The 17,670-nt window shown below is 64.7% G+C and carries 17 protein-coding genes; 14 read left to right on the forward strand and 3 right to left on the reverse strand.

From position 1 onward, the window contains the following. Positions 1 to 10 precede the first annotated feature (10 nt). From ACO2Q9_RS17410 to ACO2Q9_RS17420, 3 genes are read right to left on the reverse strand one after another with little or no spacing between them, the layout of a single operon-like run. Positions 11 to 1,006 carry an HpcH/HpaI aldolase/citrate lyase family protein gene (locus tag ACO2Q9_RS17410; protein ID WP_423313075.1) on the reverse strand — a complete coding sequence of 332 codons (996 nt, stop codon included), beginning with the start codon at positions 1,004 to 1,006 and terminating at the stop codon, positions 11 to 13. After that, complete coding sequence (tam, locus tag ACO2Q9_RS17415) at positions 1,003 to 1,779, reverse strand: trans-aconitate 2-methyltransferase (protein WP_423313077.1); 777 nt, start codon at positions 1,777 to 1,779, stop codon at positions 1,003 to 1,005. The genes ACO2Q9_RS17410 and tam overlap by 4 nt, the downstream gene beginning before the upstream one ends. A gap of 15 nt (positions 1,780 to 1,794) precedes the next feature. Next, positions 1,795 to 2,781, reverse strand: coding sequence for a malate dehydrogenase (locus ACO2Q9_RS17420; RefSeq protein ID WP_423313079.1), 987 nt, complete (start codon positions 2,779 to 2,781; stop codon positions 1,795 to 1,797). Positions 2,782 to 2,956: 175 nt separating this feature from the next. Between ACO2Q9_RS17420 and ACO2Q9_RS17425 the strand changes: the two genes are divergently transcribed. The 14 genes from ACO2Q9_RS17425 (at position 2,957) to ACO2Q9_RS17490 (ending at position 17,617) form a co-directional block, all read left to right on the forward strand. Next, positions 2,957 to 3,733 carry a GntR family transcriptional regulator gene (locus ACO2Q9_RS17425; RefSeq protein WP_423313081.1) on the forward strand — a complete coding sequence of 259 codons (777 nt, stop codon included), beginning with the start codon at positions 2,957 to 2,959 and terminating at the stop codon, positions 3,731 to 3,733. A gap of 127 nt (positions 3,734 to 3,860) precedes the next feature. After that, positions 3,861 to 4,307, forward strand: a complete 447-nt coding sequence (gene sdhC, locus ACO2Q9_RS17430) for a succinate dehydrogenase, cytochrome b556 subunit (RefSeq protein ID WP_423313082.1) — start codon at positions 3,861 to 3,863, stop codon at positions 4,305 to 4,307. A 17-nt stretch (positions 4,308 to 4,324) separates the two neighbouring features. Continuing rightward, positions 4,325 to 4,690 (forward strand): succinate dehydrogenase, hydrophobic membrane anchor protein, encoded by a 366-nt coding sequence (sdhD, locus tag ACO2Q9_RS17435; protein ID WP_423313084.1) that lies wholly within the window; start codon positions 4,325 to 4,327, stop codon positions 4,688 to 4,690. Between the two features lie 37 nt (positions 4,691 to 4,727). Next, complete coding sequence (gene sdhA / locus ACO2Q9_RS17440; protein WP_423313086.1) at positions 4,728 to 6,536, forward strand: succinate dehydrogenase flavoprotein subunit; 1,809 nt, start codon at positions 4,728 to 4,730, stop codon at positions 6,534 to 6,536. Positions 6,537 to 6,550: 14 nt separating this feature from the next. Continuing rightward, the gene (locus tag ACO2Q9_RS17445) at positions 6,551 to 7,252 is read left to right on the forward strand and encodes a succinate dehydrogenase iron-sulfur subunit (protein WP_423313088.1); all 702 of its coding nucleotides are present in this window, start codon (positions 6,551 to 6,553) and stop codon (positions 7,250 to 7,252) included. Positions 7,253 to 7,269: 17 nt separating this feature from the next. Next, entirely contained in the window at positions 7,270 to 7,533 is a 264-nt protein-coding gene (locus ACO2Q9_RS17450) for a succinate dehydrogenase assembly factor 2 (RefSeq protein WP_423313090.1), read from the forward strand. 53 nt (positions 7,534 to 7,586) lie between these two features. Further along, on the forward strand, positions 7,587 to 8,897 hold the full coding sequence (locus tag ACO2Q9_RS17455; RefSeq protein WP_423313092.1) for a citrate synthase: 1,311 nt from the start codon (positions 7,587 to 7,589) through the stop codon (positions 8,895 to 8,897). Positions 8,898 to 9,029: 132 nt separating this feature from the next. Further along, complete coding sequence (locus ACO2Q9_RS17460) at positions 9,030 to 9,968, forward strand: LysR family transcriptional regulator (RefSeq protein ID WP_423313094.1); 939 nt, start codon at positions 9,030 to 9,032, stop codon at positions 9,966 to 9,968. A 30-nt stretch (positions 9,969 to 9,998) separates the two neighbouring features. Continuing rightward, entirely contained in the window at positions 9,999 to 11,420 is a 1,422-nt protein-coding gene (gene leuC, locus ACO2Q9_RS17465; protein WP_423313096.1) for a 3-isopropylmalate dehydratase large subunit, read from the forward strand. Positions 11,421 to 11,434: 14 nt separating this feature from the next. Next, positions 11,435 to 11,566 (forward strand): entericidin A/B family lipoprotein, encoded by a 132-nt coding sequence (locus tag ACO2Q9_RS17470; RefSeq protein ID WP_423313098.1) that lies wholly within the window; start codon positions 11,435 to 11,437, stop codon positions 11,564 to 11,566. Continuing rightward, positions 11,567 to 12,220 carry a 3-isopropylmalate dehydratase small subunit gene (leuD, locus tag ACO2Q9_RS17475; protein ID WP_423313100.1) on the forward strand — a complete coding sequence of 218 codons (654 nt, stop codon included), beginning with the start codon at positions 11,567 to 11,569 and terminating at the stop codon, positions 12,218 to 12,220. Between the two features lie 34 nt (positions 12,221 to 12,254). Then, a complete protein-coding gene (gene leuB / locus ACO2Q9_RS17480; protein WP_423313102.1) occupies positions 12,255 to 13,325 on the forward strand; it encodes a 3-isopropylmalate dehydrogenase in 1,071 nt (356 codons plus the stop codon). 234 nt (positions 13,326 to 13,559) lie between these two features. Continuing rightward, on the forward strand, positions 13,560 to 14,690 hold the full coding sequence (gene asd / locus ACO2Q9_RS17485) for an aspartate-semialdehyde dehydrogenase (protein ID WP_423313104.1): 1,131 nt from the start codon (positions 13,560 to 13,562) through the stop codon (positions 14,688 to 14,690). Positions 14,691 to 14,914: 224 nt separating this feature from the next. Further along, the gene (locus ACO2Q9_RS17490) at positions 14,915 to 17,617 is read left to right on the forward strand and encodes a FimV/HubP family polar landmark protein (RefSeq protein ID WP_423313106.1); all 2,703 of its coding nucleotides are present in this window, start codon (positions 14,915 to 14,917) and stop codon (positions 17,615 to 17,617) included. Positions 17,618 to 17,670: the final 53 nt, after the last annotated feature.

Genomic DNA, 17,670 nt, shown 5'->3' on the forward strand with positions numbered 1-17,670 from the left:
CCGTGAGAGGTCACGCGGCCACCGGCTCGAACCAGTGCCGCACTTCGCCGGGAAGCGCGCGCCCTGTGCGCTGCGCGCGCTCCAGCACCTGCCAGTAATAACGGTAGCTTGCACGGTCGTGCAGTTGACCGCCAAAACTGGTCGGCGCCCAGTCTGCCCGAGCAGCCCCTGCAATGATGTTCGCAGATGTTTCGACCTCGTCCTCGGTCGGCGCGAAGGCTGCGAGGATGGGACGGATCTGCGCGGGATGGATGCTCCACATGCGCGTGTAGCCGAACTCGCGGGCCGCGCGTCTGGCTGCGGCACTGATGGCGGACGGGTCCGAGAACTCCGTTACCACGCAATGGGAAGGCACCTTGCCGTACGCATGCGCGGCAGACGCGATGTCGAGCTTGGCGCGCACGACGAGCGGATGGCTGAATTGCCCCGCCACGCCCATGCCGTCGCCGGGAATGGCGCCGCCGTGCGCGGACACGAAATCCATGAGGCCGAAACTCAGCGATTGCACCCGCGCATGCGCGGCGATGTCGAACGCGTGGTGCACGGCAAGCGGCGATTCGATGAGCACGTGCAGCGGGAGTGACGCCGCGCCTGCGGCGTCCAGCGCTTTCGCTGCGCGTTCGATGTCGGCGACGGACTCGACCTTGGGCACCATGATGTAGGCGAGGCGTTGGCCCGCGCGGCCGGCAATCATCTGGATGTCGGCGTCGAAAGACTCATGGTCCACGGGGTGCACGCGTGCGCCGACACGAAGGTGGGGTGCAACGCCCAGCGCAAGTTCGGTCACGAGCTGCGCATGCTCCGCTTCGGCACCGGCGGGCGCGCCATCTTCACAGTCGAGCGTCACATCGAACACGCAGGCGCCGAATTCTTCGGCCATCTCGGCCTGGAGCGCGAGGCTCTTGCGCATGCGCGCCTCGACGCCACTGTAGTGATCGCACACCGGCAGCACCGCAGCGCCGGCCTGTGCGCCCAGCAGCACCTCGCGCGGATGGGCCGCGCTCATGCGGGCCTCCGGGCAATGAGGAAGAGACGCGGGAATCCGAGCAGGCGCTTGCCATCGGCACGCGCCGGATAGGCAGCATCGATGCGGCGTGTGTACTCGGCCAGGAAACCTTCGCGCTGCGACCCGGAAAGCGGGTCGATGAACGGGCGCAATCCGGTGGCCCGCACCCATTCGACGATGGCCTCGGCCGAGCCCATGACGTGCTGGTACACGGTGTGCCACACATCGACCAGCGCAGCCGAGCCGGCCAGCATGTCGTAGTACTCACCGATGGGCCGACGCGGGGCACGCAGCTTCGATGCATCACCGATGGCGTCACGCCACGGACCGTCTGCCGCGACTTCGCGCATCAGGCGGTGCGAGGGCTCGTCCAGGTTGTCGGGCATCTGCACCGCCAGCACGCCGCCGGGGGCGAGCTGTGCGAAGAGGCGCGGGAACAGGGCGGGATGATCGGGCACCCACTGCAACGCCGCATTGGCGTAGATGAGGTCAGGCGCAACAGGCGGTTGCCACGTCGCAATGTCGGCCAGCTCGAACGGCACGCCCGGCAGTCGCACGCGCGCGCTGTCGAGCATGGCTTCGGAATTGTCGACGCCGGTGACATGCGCGTCAGGGAATCGCGCTGCGATCAGTTCGGTGGAGTTGCCGGGGCCGCACCCCAGATCGACGGCCTCGCGCGCCTGTGCAAGAGGCACGCGGGCGAGCAGTTCGATCGCGGGGCGGGTGCGCTCGTCCTCGTAACGTCGGTAGAGCGCAGGATTCCAGTCGGCCATCGGCAGTGAGGCCGCTTACAGCAGATGGGCGACGCCCGCCTGTTCGTCGGTCAGTTCCTTGAGCGTCTTGTTGATGCGTTCCTGGCTGAACGCGTCGATCTCGAGGCCTTCGACGATCTTGTACTTGCCGCCTTCGGTGGTGACCGGGAAGCCGAACATCACGTCCTTCGGGATGCCGTATTCGCCATTGGACGGAACACCCATGGTGACCCACTTGCCTTGCGAGCCCAAGGCCCAGTCGCGCATGTGGTCGATGGCAGCGTTGGCCGCCGATGCAGCGGAGGACAGGCCACGCGCTTCGATGATGGCCGCACCGCGCTTGCCCACGGTGGGCAGGAAGGTGTCTGCGTTCCAGACCTGGTCGTTGATCGCGTCCTTGACCGACTTGCCGCCGATAGTGGCGAAACGGTAATCGGCGTACATGGTGGGCGAGTGGTTGCCCCACACGGTCAGCTTCTCGATGTCGCCGACCTTGCCACCGGTCTTGGCAGCGATCTGCGACGCAGCGCGGTTGTGGTCCAGGCGCAGCATGGCGGTGAAATTCTCGCGCGGCAGGCTGGGCGCGCTTTTCATGGCGATGTAGGCGTTGGTGTTGGCGGGGTTGCCGACCACGAGCACCTTGACGTCACGGCTGGCGACCTGGTCGAGCGCCTTGCCTTGCGCGGTAAAGATCTGGGCGTTGGCGGCCAGCAGGTCGGCGCGCTCCATGCCGGGGCCGCGGGGACGGGCGCCGACCAGCAGTGCGTAGTCGGCATCCTTGAACGCGACCAGCGGGTCACCGGTGGGCACGACGCCAGCCAGCAGCGGGAACGCGCAGTCTTCGAGTTCCATGATCACGCCCTTGAGCGCCTTCTGGGCCTTCTCGTCGGGGATTTCGAGCAGTTGCAGGATGACGGGCTGGTCCTTGCCGAGCATTTCGCCAGAGGCGATGCGGAACAGCAGGGCGTAACCAATTTGACCTGCGGCGCCGGTGACGGCAACGCGGACGGGCTTCTTGCTCATAGGGAGACTCCGGATTGAGGATTCATGAAGGGAAAATCGGGGCCCGGACAGGTCGACCGACCATGCCGGATCAGCCCGCGAGTTTACTGCCGAACGAAGCGCATCGTCAATTTGTCTTATGTCTTATATAAGATATCATGAGGACCTTCGACAGCCTCCCGGCCCAACGCCCACCATGCCCTCCAGCACGCCCCTGTCAGACCCGGAAACGCCTTCAGGCGTGGGGACGCCAGCCTTCAGCCCGCTGTACCAGCAGATCAAGGCGCTGATCCTCCAGGGCCTGGAAGCCGCCGAATGGAAACCGGGTGAAGCCATCCCCAGCGAGATGGACCTGGCCGCACGCTTTCGCGTGAGCCAGGGCACAGTGCGCAAAGCCATCGACGAACTCGCAGCCGACAACCTGCTGGTGCGACGCCAGGGAAAGGGGACGTTCGTTGCCACCCACGCCGAGCGGCACGTCCAGTACCGATTCCTGCGACTCATCCCCGACCACGGGGACGTGGACAGCGAAGGCCCGGCGCAGCGCGACATCGTCGAGTGCCGCCGCACCCGCGCCAGCGCGGAAGTGGCACGCGCGCTCGCCCTGCGCACCGGCGACGCCGTGCTGCAGGTGCGGCGCATCCTTTCCTTCGGTGGCACGCCCACCATCCTGGAAGACCTCTGGCTGCCGGGCCAGGCCTTCAAGGGCCTGAGCGCCGAACAGATGGCCAACTATGCTGGCGCCACCTACGCGATGTTCGAAGTCGAGTTCGGCGTGCGCATGGTCCGTGCCGAGGAAAAACTGCGCGCGGTGCTGCCGGATGCAGAACAGGCCGCGCTCCTGAAAGTGCCGGCACAGACACCGCTGCTCAGCGTGGAACGCATCGCCTACACCTACAACGACGCCCCGATGGAACTGCGCCGCGGCCTCTATCTCACGGACACACACCACTACCGGAACGCACTCAGTTGACCGGCACGCTGGGGCAAGTTGGTGCAACATCCGTGTCAGCTTGCTGCGTTGCAATAGAATTTTGGGTTGTTTGCTCCTGCATAAATACAAAGCCCGCCAAGTCGTCCCCATCCACGAAAGCTTCTCCATGTCCGAGCTTGCCTCCAACTCCAAGCCCAAGCGGCCTGAATTCCGAAACATCAACGCCATCACGGATCTGACGACCTACCGCCTCCCCGTGGCTGGCATCGTCTCCATCCTGCATCGCATCAGCGGTGCACTGATGTTCCTGCTGATGCCGTTCATCATCTGGATGTTCGATACCTCGGTCACTTCCGAGTTCTCGTACGCCCGCTTCAAGGCGGTGTTCAACGTCGGCGCCGGTTTCGTGCCGGGCTGGTTTTTCAAGCTCGTGGCGCTCGCGCTCATCTGGGCCTACCTGCACCACTTCATCGCCGGCCTGCGCCACCTGTGGATGGACCTGAGCCACGACGCGGTGAGCAAGGAATTCGGCAAGACCTCCGCCATCGCGACGCTGGCTGTCAGCGTCTTCCTGACACTCGTGCTGGCAGCCAAGCTGTTCGGCCTGTACTGAGAAGAAAGGAACGCATCATGTCCGTCAATTACGGTTCCAAGCGCGTCGTCGTCGGCGCCCACTACGGCCTGCGCGACTGGCTTGCGCAGCGCGTCACCGGCTTGCTGATGGCCGTCTTCACCGTCGTCGTGCTGCTGCAGGTGCTCTTCACGCGCGGCGCCATCGGCTATGACCAGTGGGCCGGCATCTTCTCCGCGCAATGGATGAAGGTGCTGACATTCACCGTCATCGTTGCCCTGCTCTATCACGTGTGGGTCGGCATGCGCGACATCTGGATGGACTACATCAAGCCTGTCGGGCTGCGCCTGGCGCTGCAGGTTTTCACGATCGTCTGGCTGACCGGCTGCGCCGGCTGGGCCATCCAGGTGCTCTGGCGCCTGTGAGCCCCGAAGAGAAAACCCCACGCATCAGGATTCATCAATGAGCTACACCAAGAATGACATCTCCACGCGCAAGTTCGACGTCGTCATCGTCGGCGCCGGCGGCTCCGGCATGCGCGCCTCGCTCGAACTCGCGCGCGCCGGACTGAACGTCGCGTGCCTGTCCAAGGTCTTCCCCACCCGCTCGCACACGGTCGCCGCACAGGGCGGCGTGTCGGCGTCGCTGGGCAACATGAGCGAGGACAACTGGCACTACCACTTCTACGACACCATCAAGGGCTCCGACTGGCTGGGCGACCAGGACGCCATCGAATTCATGTGCCGTGAAGCGCCGAACGTCGTGATCGAGCTCGAACACTTCGGCATGCCGTTCGACCGCAACCCCGACGGAACGATCTACCAGCGCCCCTTCGGTGGCCATACCGCCAACTATGGCGAGAAGCCTGTGCAGCGCGCCTGCGCCGCAGCTGACCGCACCGGCCACGCCATGCTGCATACGCTGTACCAGCAGAACGTGAAGTCCAAGACGAACTTCTTCGTCGAATGGATGGCGCTCGACCTGATCCGCGACCAAAGCGGTGATGTCGTCGGCGTGACCGCACTCGAACTCGAAACCGGCGAGCTGCACGTGCTGCATGCCAAGGCCGTGCTGCTGGCGACCGGCGGCGCGGGCCGCATCTTCGCAGCATCGACCAATGCCTTCATCAACACCGGCGACGGCCTGGGCATGGCGGCGCGCGCCGGCATCCCGTTGCAGGACATGGAGTTCTGGCAGTTCCACCCGACCGGGGTGGCCGGCGCGGGCGTGCTGCTGACCGAAGGCTGCCGCGGCGAAGGCGCGATCCTTTTGAACAGCAACGGCGAACGCTTCATGGAGCGCTACGCGCCCACGCTGAAGGACCTCGCGCCGCGCGACTTCGTCTCGCGTTCGATGGACCAGGAAATCAAGGAAGGTCGCGGCTGCGGTCCCAACAAGGACTACATCCTGATGAAGCTCGACCATCTGGGCGCCGACACCATCCGCAAGCGCCTGCCCTCGGTGGAAGAAATCGGCCACAACTTCGCCAACGTCGACATCACCAAGGAACCGATCCCCGTGGTGCCGACCATCCACTACCAGATGGGCGGCATCCCGACCAACATCAACGGCCAGGTTGTCGTGCAGAACGGTGACGTGCACAACCAGGTCGTCAACGGCCTCTATGCCGTGGGCGAATGCTCGTGCGTCTCGGTGCACGGCGCCAACCGCCTGGGCACCAACTCGCTGCTCGACCTGCTGGTGTTCGGCAAGTCGGCCGGCAAGCACATCGTCGAATACGTGAAGAACGGTGCAGCACTCAAGCCGCTACCCGCTGACGCAGCCGACCGCACGCTCTCCCGCCTGAACCAGTTGCAGGAATCGACCGAAGGCATTTACGCACAGGACATCGCCAACGACATCCGCAGCACGATGCAGCAACACGCCGGCGTGTTCCGCACGCAGGACAGCATGGACGAGGGCGTGACCAAGATCAACGACATCCGCGCGCGCGTCTCCGGCGTCACCTTGGGCGACAAGTCCAAGGTCTGGAACACCGCCCGCATGGAAGCGCTGGAAGTGGACAACCTGATCGAAGTGGCGCAGGCCACCATGACATCCGCTGCCGCCCGTCGCGAATGCCGTGGCGCGCACACGGTGTACGACTACGAGCACCCGGCCGACCACCCCGACTTCCCGCTCGGCCGCAACGACAAGGAGTGGATGAAGCACACGCTGTGGCACAGCGCGGGCAACAGCCTCACCTACAAACCCGTCAACCTCAAGCCGCTGACGGTGGAATCGATCCCCCCGAAGGTCCGTACGTTCTGAACAAGGCCAACACGATGAAGCGCACATTCCATATCTACCGCTACGACCCGGACAAGGACGCCAAGCCCTACATGCAGACCGTCGAGATCGAACTCGACGGCCACGAGCGCATGCTGCTGGACGCACTTGTCAAGCTCAAGGCACAGGACCCCTCCATCGCCTTCCGCCGCTCGTGCCGCGAAGGCGTCTGCGGCTCCGACGCCATGAACATCAACGGCAAGAACGGCCTGGCCTGCCTGACCAACATGAATACGTTGAAGGACCCGATCGTCCTGAAGCCGCTGCCCGGCCTGCCGGTCATCCGCGACCTGATCGTGGACATGACGCAGTTCTTCAAGCAGTACAACTCGATCAAGCCCTACCTCATCAGCGACACGCCTCCGCCCGAACGCGAGCGCCTGCAATCGCCCGAGGAGCGCGAGGAACTCAACGGCCTGTACGAGTGCATCCTGTGCGCGAGCTGCTCGACCAGTTGCCCCAGCTTCTGGTGGAACCCCGACAAGTTCGTCGGCCCGGCCGGCCTGCTGCAGGCCTACCGCTTCATTGCCGACAGTCGCGACGAGTCCACCGCCGAGCGGCTGGACAACCTCGAAGACCCGTACCGCCTGTTCCGCTGCCACACGATCATGAACTGCGTGGATGTCTGCCCCAAGGGGCTGAACCCCACGAAGGCCATCGGCAAGATCAAGGAACTGATGGTCCGCAGGGCCGTCTGACATATTCTTCCGGCATCATGTCCCAGCAACCGCTCGATTCCCGCGACCTCGGCATGCTCAAGTGGCGCAGCCGTCGCGGACTGCTGGAGAATGACCTGTTCATCGAGCGCTTCTTCGCCCGGCATGAATCTGGCTTGACGGCCAGGCAGGCCGAGGGGATGACAGTGCTCATGAACCTGTCGGACAACGACCTGCTGGACCTGCTGCTCAGGCGCAAGGAGCCGGACGGCGAAATCAACACAGAAGAAGTCAGGGAAGTGCTGGGCATGCTGCGCAACTGAGGCACTGCGCGCCTGCCGACAATGGTCACCATTCAACGAAGGAAACTGAAAAAATGAAACTTGCCGACAACAAAGCCACCCTGTCGTTCTCCAATGGCAGTCCCAGTGTCGAGTTGCCCGTGTACCACGGCAACATCGGGCCGGATGTCGTTGACATCCGCAAGCTTTACGCGCAGACCGGCATGTTCACTTACGACCCCGGTTTCCTGTCCACGGCTTCGTGCCAGTCCGCCATCACCTACATCGACGGCGACAAGGGTGAACTGCTGTACCGCGGCTATCCGATCGAACAGCTTGCGGTGAACTGCGACTTCATGGAAACCTGCCACCTGCTGCTGTACGGAGAGCTGCCCAACGCCACGCAGAAGGAAGATTTCACCAAGCTCGTGACGCACCACACCATGGTGAACGAGCAGATGCAGTTCTTCCTGCGCGGCTTCCGCCGTGACGCGCACCCGATGGCCGTGCTGACCGGCCTGGTGGGGGGCCTGTCGGCCTTCTATCACGACAGCACCGACATCAACAATCCGGAGCACCGCGAGATCGCGGCGATCCGCCTGATCGCCAAGATGCCGACGCTGGTCGCGATGGCCTACAAGTACGGCATCGGCCAACCCTACATGTACCCCCGCAACGAACTCTCGTACGCCGGCAACTTCCTGCGCATGATGTTCGGCGTGCCGCCGGAGGACTACAAGGTCAACCCGGTGCTCGAGCGCGCGCTCGACCGCATCTTCATCCTGCACGCAGACCACGAGCAGAACGCCTCCACCTCCACGGTCCGCCTGTGCGGTTCGTCGGGCACCAACCCGTTCGCTGCCATCGCCGCAGGCGTGGCCTGCCTGTGGGGCCCGGCCCACGGCGGCGCCAACGAGGCCTGCCTGAACATGCTGGAAGACATCCAGCGCCAGGGCGGCGTCTCCAAGGTGGGCGAGTTCATGGAGAAGGTCAAGGACAAGAGCTCCGGCGTCAAGCTGATGGGCTTCGGTCACCGCGTCTACAAGAATTACGACCCGCGCGCCAAGCTGATGCAGGAAACCTGCAACGAAGTGCTGACCGAACTGGGCCTGGAAAACGACCCGCTGTTCAAGCTGGCCAAGGAGCTGGAAAAGATCGCCCTGGAAGACGACTACTTCGTGCAGCGCAAGCTCTACCCGAACGTCGACTTCTATTCCGGCATCGTCCAGCGCGCCATCGGCATCCCGGTCAACCTGTTCACCGGCATTTTCGCCCTGGCCCGCACGGTCGGCTGGATTGCCCAACTGAACGAAATGATCAGCGACCCGGAGTACAAGATCGGCCGTCCCCGCCAGTTGTTCACCGGTGCCCCCAAGCGCGACGTGCAACCCCTCGCCAAGCGCTGAGCGCCAGGACTCCTGTCCATCTGCAAGGCCCGCCTCGTGCGGGCCTTTTTCATGGAAGCAGGGGCATCGCGTTTCACGATGACGGCCAGTGGATTTCAGTAGCAAAATCGCGCAAAGCCATCTTCAACCGCGATGACCACAGAAACCGCCAGCCTGTCGGGACGAAATTTCGCCCGGCGTGTAGACCTCACCTCGCTGCAGCTCTTCGTCGCTGTCTGCGAGCTGGGGAGCATCGGCCGGGCGGCGGAGCGGGAATTCATCGCGGCCTCGGCGGTAAGCAAGCGGCTGGCCGATCTGGAAAGTGCGCTGGGCAGCACGCTGCTGTACCGCCACAGCCGCGGTGTCGACCTCACGCCTGCCGGCGAAAGCCTGCTGCATCACGCGCGCAGCATGCTGTTCAGCCTGGAGAAGATGCAGGGCGAACTGAGTGAATATGCCGACGGCGTGCGTGGCCATGTGCGCGTGCACGCCAGCATCTCGGCCATCGTGCAGTTCCTGCCGGAAGACCTGGGCGTGTTCGTCCGGAGGCATGAACACGTGAAGATCGACCTTGAGGAACACCTGAGCACCGAGGTGGTCCGCGCCGTGCGCGAAGGCGCGGCGGACCTCGGCATCTGCAACGTGGCCGTCGGAATCTCGGGGCTGCAGATGCGTACGTACCGCGAAGACGAACTGGTGCTCGTCGTGCCTGCCGGGCACCGGCTGGCCGGGGAAAAAGCCATCGAGTTCATCGAATCGCTGGACGACGATCACGTGGGCCTGCATGCCAACAGCTCGATCTACATGACCATCCACCAGGCTGCGGCGCAGTCGGGCCGAAGCGTGCGCCTGCGAATCCACGTCACTGGCCTCGACGCCATGTGCCGGATGATCCACAACGGCCTGGGCGTCGGCGTCATGCCGCGCCGCGCGTTCGAACTGATGCGCGGCGTCGGCCGCCTCGCCAGCGTCACGCTCGAGGACGCCTGGGCGCGCCGGCAACTGGGCCTGGTGGCACGCGATTTTTCCACCCTGCCCGTCACCGCGCGGCTGCTGGTGGACCACCTTACCGCAACGCCAACCGCGGCATAAAATCAACGACCCCCGAAGGAAGACAGACACATGGGACGCACCCTCTACGACAAGATCTGGGACGAACACGTCGTCCACACCGAGGAAGACGGCACGGCCATCCTCTACATCGACCGTCACCTCGTGCATGAGGTCACCAGCCCGCAGGCCTTCGAAGGCCTGCGAGAAGCCGGCCGCAAGGTCTGGCGCGTGAGTTCCATCGTGGCCACGGCCGACCACAACACGCCGACCAACGGCTGGGAACTGGGCTACGACGGCATCACCGACCCGATCTCCAAGGAACAGGTCACCACGCTGGACAAGAACATCGGCGAGTTCGGTGCGGCTGCATTCTTCCCGTTCCTGTCGAAGCGCCAGGGCATCGTGCACGTCATCGGCCCCGAGAACGGCGCCACGCTGCCGGGCATGACTGTGGTCTGCGGTGACTCCCACACCTCCACGCACGGCGCATTCGCCGCGTTGGCGCATGGCATCGGCACCAGCGAGGTCGAGCACGTCATGGCCACGCAGACACTGCTGGCCAAGAAGGCGAAGAACATGCTGGTGAAGGTCGAGGGCACGCTGGCCTCCGGCGTCACTGCGAAGGACATCGTGCTGGCCATCATTGGCCGCATCGGCACGGCGGGCGGCACGGGCTACACCATCGAGTTCGGCGGCTCGGCCATCCGCAGCCTGAGCATGGAAGGCCGCATGACGGTCTGCAACATGGCCATCGAAGCGGGCGCGCGCGCGGGCCTCGTGGCCGTGGACGACAAGACCATCGACTACGTGCGCGGCCGTCCCCTGTCGCCCACCGGGCCCGAATGGGACCACGCCGTCGCCTACTGGAAGACGCTGCAATCCGACGCCGACGCGAAGTTCGACACCGTGGTCGAGCTCGACGCCGCGAAGATCATTCCGCAAGTGACCTGGGGCACCTCGCCCGAGATGGTGCTGGGCATCGACGCGTCGGTGCCGGACCCGGACCGCGAGAAGGACGCCACCAAGCGCGGCGCCATCGAGCGCGCGCTCACCTACATGGGGCTCGAACCGGGCAAGTCGCTGGACGACATCTATGTCGACAAGGTGTTCATCGGCTCCTGCACCAACAGTCGCATCGAGGACATGCGTGAAGCTGCGGCCGTGGTGAAGAAGCTGGGCCAGAAGGTCGCGAAGAACATCAAGCTCGCCATGGTGGTGCCGGGCTCCGGCCTCGTGAAGGAACAGGCCGAGCGCGAAGGCCTGGACAAGATCTTCAAGGCCGCCGGCTTCGAGTGGCGTGAGCCGGGATGCTCCATGTGCCTGGCAATGAACGCCGACCGGCTGGAGCCGGGCGAGCGCTGCGCCTCCACCAGCAACCGCAATTTCGAAGGCCGCCAGGGCGCTGGCGGCCGCACTCATCTGGTCAGCCCGGCCATGGCGGCAGCGGCAGCCGTCCATGGTCATTTCGTCGACGTCCGCAAATTTGCCTGAAAGGAAAACGCATCATGAAAACCATCGCCACTTTCCTCGCCCTCACTTTCGCCCTGCTGGCTGCAGGTTGCAACACCGTCAAGGGCGTCGGGCAGGACGTGCAGCGCGCAGGCACGGCCATCGAAGACGCGGCCAAGAAGAAGTAAATGCAGAAATTCACCGTGCACAAGGGGCTTGTTGCCCCGATGGACCGCGAGAACGTCGACACCGACGCGATCATTCCCAAGCAATTCCTCAAGTCGATCCGCAAGACGGGCTTCGGCCCCAACCTGTTCGACGAGTGGCGCTACCTCGACCCCGGTTTTCCCGGCCAGGATCCGGCCAGCCGCAAGCCCAATCCGGACTTCGTGCTGAACCAGCCGCGCTATGACGGCGCGTCCGTGCTGCTGGCGCGCAAGAACTTCGGCTGCGGTTCGTCGCGCGAGCATGCGCCGTGGGCGCTCGACCAGTACGGCTTCCGCGCCATCATCGCGCCGAGCTACGCCGACATCTTCTTCAACAACAGCTTCAAGAACGGCCTGCTGCCGATCGTGCTGGGCGAGACGCAGGTGGGCCAGTTGTTCGACGAAGTGAATGCGTTCCCCGGCTATAGCCTGACCGTCGATCTGGAACGCCAGGTCATCGTCAAACCCGATGGCGCGGAGATCGCCTTCGACGTGCAGCCGTTCCGCAAGTACTGCCTGCTCAACGGCTTCGACGACATCGGCCTCACGCTGCGCCAGAGCGACAAGATCAAGCTCTTCGAAGCGCAACGCCTTGCGCAGAAGCCGTGGCTGGCCCACACCATGCTGTCGCAATGACGGCGCCCACCACAGAGACATCGTCAGGAATTCAATGAAGATCGCAGTTTTGCCGGGTGACGGCATCGGGACCGAAATCGTGGCAGAGGCCATCCGCGTGCTCGACGCACTGGACCTCAAGTTCGAGATGGAGTCCGCCCTGGTGGGTGGCACCGCGTACGACGCGCACGGCCATCCGCTGCCCGAAGCCACGCTGAAGCTGGCCAGGGAGGCCGACGCGGTGCTGTTCGGCGCCGTGGGCGACTGGAAGTACGACAAGCTCGAACGCCAGTTCCGACCTGAGCAGGCCATCCTCGGCCTGCGCAAGAACCTGGGCCTGTTCGCCAACTTCCGACCCGCCATCTGCTACGAACAACTCACGCACGCGTCGAGCCTGAAACCCGAGCTGGTCGCCGGCCTGGACATCCTGATCATCCGCGAGTTGACGGGCGACATCTACTTCGGCCAGCCGCGCGGCCGCCGCACGGCCATCGACGGGCACTTCCCCGGCGCCGAAGAAGCCTTCGACACCATGCGCTACAGCAAACCCGAGATCGAGCGCATCGCTCGCGTCGCCTTCGAAGCCGCCCGCAAGCGCAACAAGAAGGTCACGAGCGTCGACAAGGCCAACGTGCTCGAAACCTTCCAGTTCTGGAAGGACGTCGTGACCGAGGTGCACAAGGACTACCAGGACGTCGAGCTCGAGCACATGTACGTGGACAACGCGGCCATGCAACTCGTGAAGAAGCCCAAGGCCTTTGATGTGATCGTGACTGGCAACATGTTCGGTGACATCCTGTCCGACGAAGCGTCCATGTTGACCGGCTCCATCGGCATGCTGCCCTCGGCCAGCCTGAACGCCAGCAGCCAGGGCCTGTATGAGCCGAGCCACGGCAGCGCGCCCGACATCGCCGGCAAGGGCGTGGCCAATCCGCTGGCCACCATCCTGAGCGCTGCAATGATGCTGCGCTTCTCGTTGAACCAGGAGGAAGCGGCCGTGCGCATCGAGAACGCCGTGAAGAGTGTTCTGGCGCAAGGCCTGCGCACGCCCGACATCTACAGCGAAGGCACCACCAAGGTGGGCACGCGCGAGATGGGCGACGCAGTGGTCAAGGCGCTGGGCTGATCTTCCGGCTTCCGCTACAATTTGCGCCATGTTTGCCGCCCGCCCGTTCTTCCTGAACACCACGCCTGCCACCCTGGCAGTCGTGGCTGCGTGCGCATCCATCATCACCAAAACCACGACCATCAAGGGCTGACTCGCCCCGGTTCGTCGTGCGCCCTCCCCGGCCAGACGAGCCGGGCGAACAGTCCACCATGGCATGGCGGGAACTGTTTTTATTGAACGAAGGGCATTGAAATGAGCAAGTTGGTAGGCCTGGTCGGCTGGCGAGGCATGGTCGGCTCGGTCCTGATGGACCGCATGCAGGAAGAAGGCGACTTCGACCTGATCGAACCCGTTTTCTTCTCCACCTCCAATGCGGGCGGCAAGGCACCGTCCATGGCGAAGAACGAAACCCAGCTCAAGGACGCCTTCGACATCGCGCAACTGGCCAAGTGCGACATCATCATCACCGCCCAAGGCGGCGACTACACGACCGAGGTCTTCCCCAAGCTGCGCGCCGCGGGCTGGAACGGCCACTGGATCGACGCCGCATCCACCCTGCGCATGAAGGATGACGCGATCATCGTCCTGGATCCGGTCAACCTCCCGGTGATCAAGAATGCGCTGGCCAAGGGTGGTCGCAACTGGATCGGTGGCAACTGCACCGTCAGCTGCATGCTGATGGGCGTGGGCGCGCTGTACAAGGCCGGGCTGGTCGAGTGGATGACATCCATGACCTACCAGGCTGCCTCTGGTGGTGGCGCGCAGCACATGCGTGAACTGCTGACCCAGTTCGGCACGCTCAATGCCGAGGTGAAGAACCTGCTGGACGACCCGAAGAGCGCCATCCTCGAGATCGACCGCAAGGTGCTGGCACGTCAGCAGGCGCTCACCAGCGAAGAAACCGCCAACTTCGGCGTGCCGCTGGGCGGATCGCTGATCCCGTGGATCGACAAGGATCTCGGCAACGGCGTGAGCCGTGAGGAATGGAAGGCCGGCGCCGAAACCAACAAGATCCTCGGCCAGGGCGCAGCTTTCGGCACGGCCGAGACGCCGGTGGACGGCTTCTGTGTCCGCGTGGGTGCCATGCGCTGCCACAGCCAGGCGCTGACCTTCAAGCTCAGGAAGGATGTGCCCATCGCCGACATCGAAGCCATGATTGCAGCCGACAACAGCTGGGTGAAGGTGGTTCCCAATACGCGCGAGGCCACCATCCGTGACCTGACGCCGGTGGCCGTGACCGGCACGCTGGGCATTCCGGTCGGTCGCATCCGCAAGCTCGCCATGGGCCCGGACTATGTGGGCGCCTACACGATCGGCGACCAGTTGTTGTGGGGTGCTGCCGAGCCGCTGCGCCGGATGTTGCGCATCGTTCTGGACGCCTGAAAACGGCAAACAGCTGGAAACAACGGCCTGTAACTTAAGGTTACAGGCCGTTGTCGTTTGGCAACAAGGCAGGGCGCCAAATGGGGACGCTCCGCACGCCTTCAATCTTTAAAAGCTGCCTTAGCTTGTCAGCCTAAAACATTGATGTTAATGTCGTTTTTCAATCTCCTGTGTCAAGGCTTGCGTCCAGAATGATGAGAATAAAGTTGCCTGCTGATCAAGCGATGGCTCACAAATTGGCGAAGAAGTTACCGACCTGGCAGACGCCTGTCCTTACGGCCGTCGCAGCGTCCGTGCTTTGCCTTTTCAGCGCTGACGCAAACGCTCTTGCGCTGGGCCGCCTGTCCGTGCAGTCCGCGCTCGGCGAACCGCTGCGCGCCGAGATCGACATCCCCGAAATCAATGGCGAAGAAGCGGCCAGCCTCCGCATCGAAGTGGCACCGGCTGCCACCTTCCGTACTTCCGGCTTCGAATACAACCCGGTGGTTTCCGGCGTCCAGGTGACGCTGCAGCGTCGTCCCGACGGGCGTTATTTCGCACGCCTTGTGGGTGACCGTACCGTCAACGATCCGTTTGTCGACATCGTGCTCCAGGCCAACTGGACCAGCGGGCGCATCGTGCGTGACTACACGATGCTGTTCGACCCGCCGAGCCTGCGCCAGCCTGCAGCGCCGCAGGTGATGGCTCCGCAAGTCACCCCGCTGCCCTCGCAGCCCGCCCTGCCGCGCGGCGCAACCGCCACGCCGTCGCCCTCGCGTGCGCCCGCTACGCCCGCCGCAACACCTCGTCCACCTGCACCGGCCGCCGCGCCGCAGGCACCCGCAGTGCAGGGCCGCGCCGCCACCAGCGGTGACCAGCAGGTCACCGTGCGTACAGGGGACACCGCCGGCAAGATCGCCGCAGCCAACAAGCCGGCCAGCATCTCGCTGGACCAGATGCTCGTGGCCTTGCTCCAGGCCAATCCTGACGCATTCATCAACGGCAACATCAACCGGTTGAAGTCCGGTGCCGTGCTCGACCTGCCCACGGCAGAGCAGGCTGCGGCCGTGCCCGCCGGTGAGGCACGCCAGACATTGGTGGCCCAAAGCCGCGATTTCAACGAATTCCGCCGTCGCCTCGCAGAGAATGCCCCGGCCACCCAGGTTGCCGCGGCAGACCGCCAATCCGGCGGCTCGGTGCGGACCGAGGAACAACGCCCTGCCGCGGCATCGCCTGACAAGCTGACGCTCTCCAAGGGTGCCGCTTCGGGCCGCCCGGGAGTCGAAGATCAGGCCGCCAAGGCCCGCCAGGCCCAGGACGAGAAGACGCGCGTCGCCGAACTGTCCAAGAACATCAGCGACCTTGCCAAGCTGCAAGGTGCAGCCGGCGCACCGGGTGCGCCTGCGAAGGCTCCTGCCGCGACGCCTGCGGCCCCGGCGGCGGCAGCGCCAGCTCCGGCCGCAGCAGCCCCGGCCCCCGCTGCGCCAGCCGTTACCGCACCGGCCGTGGTTCCGGCGCCGGCTCCTGCGGCGTCCGTACCGGCGACTGTGTCGGCTCCGTCCGCCGCAGTGCCTGCACCAGCCACCAGCGCGCCGGAAGCACCGTCTGCGCCTGTCGCGACGCCTGCACCGGCTCCCGCACCCGTCGTTGCGCCACCCGCACCGCCCAAGAAGGCGCCTGTGCCCGCGCCCGCACCGGTTCCGGAACCCAGCCTGCTCGACGAACTGCTCGAAAATCCGATGATTCCCGTCGCCGTCGGTGCGCTGCTTGCGCTGCTGATCGGCTTCGGCGTCTACCGCTTCCTGCGTCGCCGCAAGACAGCCCAAGTCGACAGCTCCTTCCTGGAAAGCCGTCTGCAACCCGACTCGTTCTTCGGAGCAAGCGGTGGCCAGCGCGTGGACACGAACGAAGCTGCCCCGTCCGCTTCGTCGATGGTTTATTCGCCCAGCCAGCTCGATGCCGCCGGCGATGTGGATCCCGTGGCCGAAGCCGACGTGTACCTTGCCTACGGCCGTGACCTGCAAGCCGAGGAAATCCTCAAGGAAGCGATGCGCAGCAACCCGTCGCGCGTTGCCATCCACGTCAAGATGCTGGAAATCTACGCCAAGCGTCGCGACGCGAAGGCGTTCGAACAGGTGGCCGTGGAAGCCTATCGCCTGACTTCGGGCCATGGCGACGAGTGGGCGAAGGCCTGCGAACTCGGCCGTGAACTCGACCCCGACAACAGCCTGTACCAGCCTGGCGGTCAGCCGTCGGACAGCCAGTCCGCCTCGGCCACGACCATCATGGCCGGCGCTGCAGCGAGCACCGTGCCGCAGTCCGCGCAACCCGAACTGGCCGCCGCACCGGCAGTGGATCTGGACCTCGATCTGGACTTCTCGTCTGACGAAGGTCGCAATTCGGGCTTCCGCAATTCGGGCTTCCGCAATTCGGCATTCCCGACGGCTCCGGAACCCACCGTCGCCGTGCCCAGCTTCTCGAATTCCAAGCCAGCTTCGCTGGACATGGATTTCAACATCGAAACCATGGGCGTGAAGCCGACAGCCAATACCGAGCCCGCGCCCCTGCGTATTGACGTACCGGTTGCGGAAGCGCCCGTCCCGTCGCTGCCGATGCTGCCTGAAGATCCTCCGGCACCGGTTGCCGCGCCTGCGCCGCAGGCTGCTGCCCCCGCACCGGCGATGGACTCCGGCCTGATTGAATTCGACCTCGGCTCCCTGTCCCTCGATCTGGGTGACAGTTCACCCGCTGGTGCCACGGCCAACACGGCCATGGCTCCGCTGGGTGGCGCAGACGCCGACGGCCCGCTGGCCACCAAGCTCGCGCTGGCTGAAGAATTCCAGGCCATCGGTGACACTGACGGTGCCCGCGCACTGATCGAGGAAGTCGTGGCCGAAGCCTCGGGCGACCTCAAGGCCCGCGCGCAGAAACTGCTCGGCGAACTCTGATCCCGGGCGGCGTCCGCGCCGCCTGCGGTCCATGCCCGTTCCGGCACCCCGCT

It is taken from the genome of Variovorax sp. VNK109, from assembly GCF_049445855.1.
In the GTDB taxonomy this organism is placed as follows: domain Bacteria; phylum Pseudomonadota; class Gammaproteobacteria; order Burkholderiales; family Burkholderiaceae_C; genus JAGOCV01.